This is a genomic window from Shewanella hanedai, assembly GCF_007197645.1.
GTDB lineage: Bacteria > Pseudomonadota > Gammaproteobacteria > Enterobacterales > Shewanellaceae > Shewanella > Shewanella hanedai.
Window position 1 is genome coordinate 76721 of the sequence record NZ_VKGK01000027.1, and the last position, 7138, is coordinate 83858.

Genomic DNA, 7138 nt, shown 5'->3' on the forward strand with positions numbered 1-7138 from the left:
GTCATCTGCCAGATGTATCTGGCGATATGATGGCCACGACTTACTCCTACAAAACGGCACGGTAGATGGCGGAAAATCCGCTTAAACACGTCTGTTTATCATCTATATTTCCAGTGCTAATATTTTTTATTTCCAAGCTTTTACTAAACAAGCGACATAACGACTGACTACCAATTAAGGTAATCGAGCTTAATTCCGATATGGTCCATTCAGGCGCCATTAATGCCGCTCTGACATCACTGCCAATCAACACGCCTGAAAGATAAGACTTAGCCTGCTCAGGTTTCAAATCGCCTAATACCTGTAAGGTGCGCACACTGAATAAGCCATGTACAAACTGGCCAGAATCACTATCAAGGGTGAGCCTTACACCGCGCTCAAAGGCGGTCATATCTATCTCATTGCTTTGATTCTGGATAAGCACACTTTGGTGACTTAGCAGATCGAATAATTCACCGGTGATCGCCGTTTTGAATACGGTTATCAAACCGCTTTCAACCAACACCCATTTGGTATGAGTACCGGGAAGGCACAATAGATGCTTACCTTGGCGATGGGCGTCATCGAGATTTAGCCAGCCCAACACATGGGTTTCTTCACCCCGCATTACATCTCTGTGAGCGTCTGGTTCGGCGCAACTAATGCCAGGCACCACATAGATATTGTGACCATTGGATTCAAACTGAATCACTTTTTTGGCTACGTCTTCTGGTGATGCAGGACAAAAAACATATGGCGCTTCATGCCAGCCTAAGCTGGAGCCAATATGGCCCGACATAAAAATGGGCAAAGCACCGTATTGCTTACTCCAAGGGGCTATCGCGTTACTCAGTACTGCCTCGAAGCTACGACCAACCTTAGTGACACCGGGGCCGGTTACCTGCGCCAGTACCTTGAGGCCATCGTCACTTTCAGCACATAAATATGCCCTTAAGCAACTGGCTCCCCAGTCAATCACGATTACATCAGCTTGCCCTGTCACTTATATTCTGCCTCCGTCAACCACCATGCATTGACCAGTGATAAATGTGCTGTCATCAGAGGCTAAAAAGAGAGCCAAACGTGCAATCTCCTCCGGTGTAATGCGTTTTTGTATGGCTACCATCGCCATCAATTGCTGTTCTTGTTCCGGTGATAACCACTGTTCGAGTTGACGCTCTGTGGCTACCCACCCCGGCACAATGGCATTGACCCTGATATGGTCGCTCCCGTAGTCTTTTGCCAAAGCTTTTGTCATCCCCGCAAGCCCTGCTTTCGCTGTAATGTAACCAGCCATATTTCGTTCGCCGACATAGGCCGTATTGGAGCTGAAATTGAGTATCACGCCAGACTGTGTATCTTTCATCGCATTAAAGGCGGCTTGAGATGCAAAAAATGCTGGGTGCAGATTCACTGCCATGCACTGCATCCAATCTTGCTCTTCTAACTCTGTGGCGTCATGCCGGCTATCATTGCCCACGTTATTAATCATTACGTCTAAACGGCCCAATAAAGCGGCTTGTTCAGCGATGGTTTGCTGCAGTAACTGGGTATTGGTGACATCCAGTGGTAAAAAGCGCAGCTGTTGATCGGCTTTAGGTGTCAGCTCATGCAGTAGCGTCTCACCCGCTTGGTTGTTAATATCCACAAAGACAACATTCGATCCCTGCTCGATAAATGCCTTTACAAGTGCAGCCCCGATGCCGGTAGCGCCTCCGGTTACAAATACTCCGCGTCCGCCAAGCCGATAATCAAGCTGTGAGATGGTCATAAGTTTTTCTCCTAATCAATGGCCTTAATGAAAAGCTGTATCAGCTTGTTCATTTTTGCAACTTTTTCAACTAATTAAACTTAGTTGAAAATGGCCACCTTTCGTCCACCGCACTGATAATGAATCAATAGGAATACCTTAACTCATTGCTTATTAGTAAGTTTTTAGTACTATTAAGTAGATAAATACTATTAATCACTATGTTAAATATTTTTAGTGCAATTATATTAGCAGTATTGGTATTGCTGTTCTTATCTATATTGTCATATTAATACTATATTTAACATTGAGTCAACTTATTTTCCGCTTTTAACAATAAGCGCTATACGTAAGTCTTATATTCATGAGGTTTTTTGATTTACTTGTTTTCTAGTCACTTACATCTGAGGTAGTATGAGCAAACCCTTGACGTTAATAGCATTGTCATAAAAGGGAAATGCATCAGCTATTTACATGAAAAGTAAGAGTATTATGATTCTACGTGAGAAACACAATTTAACTCATCAACTCACCCATGATCTCGGGATGGAGATTGTTAAGGGCCGTTATTCTGTAGGAAGTGGCCTACCATCGGAAGCTGAGCTCTGCTCTATATACAGTGTCAGCCGAAGTGCAACCCGTGAAGCAGTAAAAATGCTTTCAGCCAAGGGACTTATTACGTCACGCCCGAAACAAGGTATTCGCGTGATGCCAGAACACAATTGGAATCTATTTGATACTGACGTATTAAGTTGGATTTTAAGCAGTAAACCTTCCATTCAGCTTTTACATGAATTTACTCAGATGCGTGTGGCTATTGAGCCTCAGGCCTGTGCATTAGCCGCTTTGCAAGCTAACGCCGATCAGCTGCGTAATATTGAAAATGCATTGGAGAGAATGCGCGACGCCGATAATGGTTTGGATGACCCTTTAGAAGCTGATATTGCATTCCATACCGCCATTCTAGAAGCGAGCTGTAACCGCTTTTTTTACCAGTTGACTAACTTTATCGCGACTGCGTTAAGAGTGAGTATCCGTTACACCAATAAAATTAAAGGTGTGCCTGGAGCTGATGTGATCAAGCATCAACATATTCTGGATACCATTAAATCTCGAGACAGCGACGCTGCTTATAAAGCATCAAAAGAGATTTTGGATGAAGCGATTGAGCTGATTGAATCTCAGTTTATTGAGCGCACAACACCAGTGCCCGATATACAACTCAGCTAAATGAGTCGTTTGAAATAAACAGACTCGTAGTCTTAAAAACGCCACTGTATTCAGTGGCGTTTTTGTTTTTTGCGATAGATATTACCTATTCAATTAGGCTAATTCTTTCTATTCCATTATCCGTATACCACTTATCCAGCAGCGCCAGTAATTGCTTCTTTTTGTCTGGTTCACTGTTTGCTAAGTTCACTTGCTCAGCGATATCCTGTTTCAGGTTGTACAGCTCGACAGTATCTTGCTCATAAAACTTCAACAGTTTCCAATCGCCCACACGGATAGCTTCACTGGGCGTATTGCCACTGCCGTGATAATGAGGATGATGCCAAACAATAGGGCGCTGGTTCGCAATGCTAGGGTTGTTATCCAGCATCAGTAAGTCAGTGCCATCAATATCTTCGGAGGTGTTAGCGCCAGCGACTGATGCCAATGTTGGGTAAAGATCTACCGATGTTGTTAAGGTGTCGTGTTGGCTTTGCACTTGCTGACCGGGCTGATGGATCAATAATGGAATACGGATGCCGCCTTCGTATACCCAGCCTTTACCAGATCGCAGCGGCAGGTTGGCAGTCCCCGTGACTCTCGTATCTCCCTGTTTACGCGTTGAGAAGCCGCCGTTATCAGACGTTAATACCACAAGGGTGTTCTTATCTAATCCCTGTTGTTCCAGTGCTGCGAGAATACGTCCCACTGACTTATCAACTGCCCAAATCATAGACGCATATTTTGCATCAACTTGGTTAAGCTGCGTGCGGCTATTGTGTGCGTCATCAATCAAAAATGCCTTAGTGCCAGCGACGGTATCGGTTTTATCTTTGAAATATTCATACTTATCTGGCCCCGCTTCTAACGGCGTATGCACCGCGTAATAGGATAAAAGCGCAAAGAATGGCTTGTCATGATCTTGTTTAATAAAGTCGATGGTTTCATCTGTGAGTCGCTTAGTGAGATGTTCACCGGGTGTGCGGTTAGCTAAGTTGGGATTTTTGTAGGGATCGTAATAACCGCCTCGAGGAGACCCCTTGTTAAACCCACCAATATTAGTATCAAAACCCTGATCTGTTGGTAACTTGCCATCACCGCCCAAATGCCATTTCCCAGCGAAAAAGGTGCCGTAACCGCGAGATTGAAAAACCTCTGCGAGGGTAAATTCTGACAAGGGGAGATGGTCTGTTTTAAAGGGTTCCTTCAGCTTGGGATTTTTTGCCGTAAACCCAGGGAAATGAGTGGTGATTTTCAATCTACTAGGGTGCTTTCCAGTCATCAAGGCCGCTCGGGTGGGTGAGCACACGGGTGATGAGGCATAAGCTTGGGTGTACAAGCGGCTTTTTGTCGCTAAGGCATCGATATTGGGAGATTCATTATATTGGCTACCGTACGCGCCTAAATCTGTCCAGCCTAGATCGTCTATCAAAAGCACCAGCACATTTTGCGGCGCTCCAGAATTCGTCGCTGATGTTGGTAAGGAGGTTAAGGGATCCTGTTGATGGGCGCTGACCCCCATGCTGAACAGAGTGGTAAGTAATAAAGGGATCGATGTTCTCATCACTGTCTTTCCGCCTATGTGTATCAAGTAAAACCATCAAAGTTATTCGTTAGTGATTAACGCCGAACTCCATAGAGTCCGGCTATTGCAGGGTTATTTAACTTGCAGTTTTTCCCAATAACTCTCCTGCCAACCGGCAGGTTTAGCCAAGGTGTCGAACCAGACTTTATAGTCAGCAGTCAGTTGCTTCACCACCGCTGGATGCTTGCTGGCGATATCTTGTTTTTCGCCATGGTCTGAGTTCATATCAAATAGTTCAGTTGATTGACTGTCAGCCCAGTAACGTAACATCCAGTTGTCGCTGCGAACTGCCCAAGCGGGTTCAGCTGTCGATTTATCCTCTATTTTTCGTCCCTTAGCATTGCGAATAAATCCCCAGTGATGTGATAGCTGGCTGGCCCAAAATAGCTGTCTGTTATCGTCTTTTGCCTGCTTAAGCTTAGGTAGCAGGTTTTGGCCGTCGAGATTAGCCGGCAGTGATACGCCAGCTGCTGCTAATGCTGTTGGCAACAGATCCATGGAGGAGATAACAGACTCATCAACACGACCGCCTTTCACAAGGTGTTCAGGTCCCCACACCATGACTGGTACTCGGGTTCCCCCTTGCCACACTTGGCCTTTATATCCGGTAAACGGTGCATTCGATGGCAATGGAAAAGGTTTTCCGCCCGGCGCCCCATTGTCGCTGAGGAACATAATAATGGTGTTATCTAGCTGGCCATTTTTCTCAAGCTGCTTGACGATTTTGGCAACACCTTGATCCAGTGCGTACAGATAGGCATAGAAGTAATCGAGATACCTATCGCCACTATTGAAGTGTTGCTGGTACTCCTTAGGAGCGGGTTTATTTAAGGGGCCATGAACTGCGTTGTAAGCCATGTAGAGAAGGAAAGGCTTTGTTTTATCGCTATTGATAAACTCAAGTGCGTGGTCGGTTAACTGATCTGTTAAGTACCCTTCGGCTTTAACGGGCTTGCGATTCTCTTCGAGGATTTTCGACCCATAATAAGGTGTTCCTGAACGGTCAAAGCCAAAGAAGTAGTCAAAACCTCGGTCTAGCGGGTGTTGAGGTAGCTCACTTTTGCCTTTAGTCAGGTGCCACTTACCAATGGCGGCTGTACGATAGCCTGCGTTGCGAAAGTCATTGGCTAATACATTTTCAGTAACGGGTAATCCTGCTGCTTTTACATCGGCATTGTTATACACCCCAAAGCGCTGAGGGTAACGACCTGTCATCAAAGCCGCTCGGCTGGGGCCACACAAAGGACTGGGAACATAAGCATTGGTAAATCGCACGCCTTCACTGGCCAGTTGGGTCAGCATCGGCGTTGCTTTCTGGGCATACTCTCGCGCTAATGCTGGTGCGTGACGTGCGCTGTCACGTTTAAGGTTCTGTGGGTTATAGCTCTCTGCTGTCGCCAAATCCAAGTTCATTGCCACATGGCCAAACCCCATGTCATCAGCCAATACTACTACTACATTAGGTTGTGTTTGCTGTGCTGCGATAGCTGAGCTGCTAATAAGTAGAAGACCCATTGCAGACCAGCGTAACGAAGCCCTAATGCCCATGGAGGTGTTCTTAATCGTTAATTTCATTATCGGATATCCCAAATTGAGTTAACCAAATAAGTATCATTTATCATATAAAATGATCAAGTCGCTTTACCTTTTTTTACAAGTTTAACAATATCGCATTACAAGTATGGGGTAAGTTTAATCATTGGAGGGAAGAAGGATGGTTTGCAGTTGTCATGCTTAAGTTGAATATGAACAAAGATGTAGGCTAGTAAATGAAGTACACAGGCTGGTGAGGTAAGGAGGTGTTAAGTAAGCATGAATTTGAGCTGGAATAGGATTTATTACCAGCTCTACTTTTGGATTTAGCTTGCTGAAACGGTGCTATCGTGATGTTCTTTTAACTGTAGGAAGAGCACGTCTTTTAAATTAGCGCGTTGTAATTTTAGCTGATGCATATGCTCGTCATCGGTTGGGCTGCCGGCAACTTCTAGCTCACGAATGTCATAATCTAATAGGTGATATTGTTTGGATAGTGTTTGAAATGCTTCGTCTTTATGATTCAAATAAACAATGTCTTGTTTATATTCTGGGAAGTCGAAAATAAGTGCATGATTCTCATTTAACATAGGTAACCCCTGAATGGTGAAAGAAACTCGTTATTTTAGAACTGTCATCACTATAGCATTATGAAATATGAAAAAAAGTCCGTTTTGAAGATTTTAACGATCGGGTTAACACTCCTTAATTTTAGTCTGCTTGGTGTGCTCGAGCAGACACTTGTCTTATCCTTTCTGCTGGAACCCGAAGTTGCTCCATTAGGTAAACTTTAAAGTCCGCTTCATAGGGTTGCAGGTCTACTGCTTTTTGCATGCACAGTAGCCAAGCTTCACTCTCTTCAATGCCGTATTTGCCACTCTTTGAGTTCATCAATGCTACCTAAACTTGGTTTGAGTATTGAGTATATTATACCAATCAGTATAAGAAGTTGATCTACTCGGAGTCTGAGGGATCCCCTCGAATTTAATAGCATGCTTGTGGCTCCAGAATTAAGCCTTGTAGTGTTTTAATGGCTGTTCGCCAATGCAACCTCAGTAGCTTCAATTTCCTATCTTTATATG

General features: G+C 44.5%; 7 protein-coding genes. 1 reads left to right on the forward strand and 6 read right to left on the reverse strand.

The features are described from left to right. Nucleotides 1-46 precede the first annotated feature (46 nt). Both FN961_RS19100 and FN961_RS19105 read right to left on the reverse strand, forming a co-directional pair. A complete protein-coding gene (locus FN961_RS19100; protein ID WP_144041772.1) occupies nt 47-982 on the reverse strand; it encodes a 2-dehydro-3-deoxygalactonokinase in 936 nt (311 codons plus the stop codon). Continuing rightward, nucleotides 983-1750 (reverse strand): SDR family NAD(P)-dependent oxidoreductase, encoded by a 768-nt coding sequence (locus FN961_RS19105; protein WP_144041773.1) that lies wholly within the window; start codon nt 1748-1750, stop codon nt 983-985. 471 nt (nt 1751-2221) lie between these two features. On the opposite strand from FN961_RS19105, the gene FN961_RS19110 reads away from it, so the two are divergent. Further along, entirely contained in the window at nt 2222-2959 is a 738-nt protein-coding gene (locus FN961_RS19110) for a FadR/GntR family transcriptional regulator (protein ID WP_144041774.1), read from the forward strand. An 85-nt stretch (nt 2960-3044) separates the two neighbouring features. Here the strand turns inward: FN961_RS19110 and FN961_RS19115 are convergent, their stop codons facing one another. The 4 genes from FN961_RS19115 to FN961_RS19130 all read right to left on the reverse strand — a co-directional run bounded on the left by FN961_RS19115 (nt 3045) and on the right by FN961_RS19130 (nt 6947). Next, complete coding sequence (locus FN961_RS19115; protein ID WP_144041775.1) at nt 3045-4502, reverse strand: sulfatase; 1458 nt, start codon at nt 4500-4502, stop codon at nt 3045-3047. A gap of 93 nt (nt 4503-4595) precedes the next feature. Next, nucleotides 4596-6098, reverse strand: a complete 1503-nt coding sequence (locus FN961_RS19120) for a sulfatase-like hydrolase/transferase (RefSeq protein ID WP_144041776.1) — start codon at nt 6096-6098, stop codon at nt 4596-4598. 284 nt (nt 6099-6382) lie between these two features. Beyond that, entirely contained in the window at nt 6383-6646 is a 264-nt protein-coding gene (locus FN961_RS19125) for an HP1242/YdcH family protein (RefSeq protein WP_144041777.1), read from the reverse strand. A gap of 121 nt (nt 6647-6767) precedes the next feature. Further along, the gene (locus FN961_RS19130) at nt 6768-6947 is read right to left on the reverse strand and encodes a globin family protein (protein ID WP_221936136.1); all 180 of its coding nucleotides are present in this window, start codon (nt 6945-6947) and stop codon (nt 6768-6770) included. Nucleotides 6948-7138: the final 191 nt, after the last annotated feature.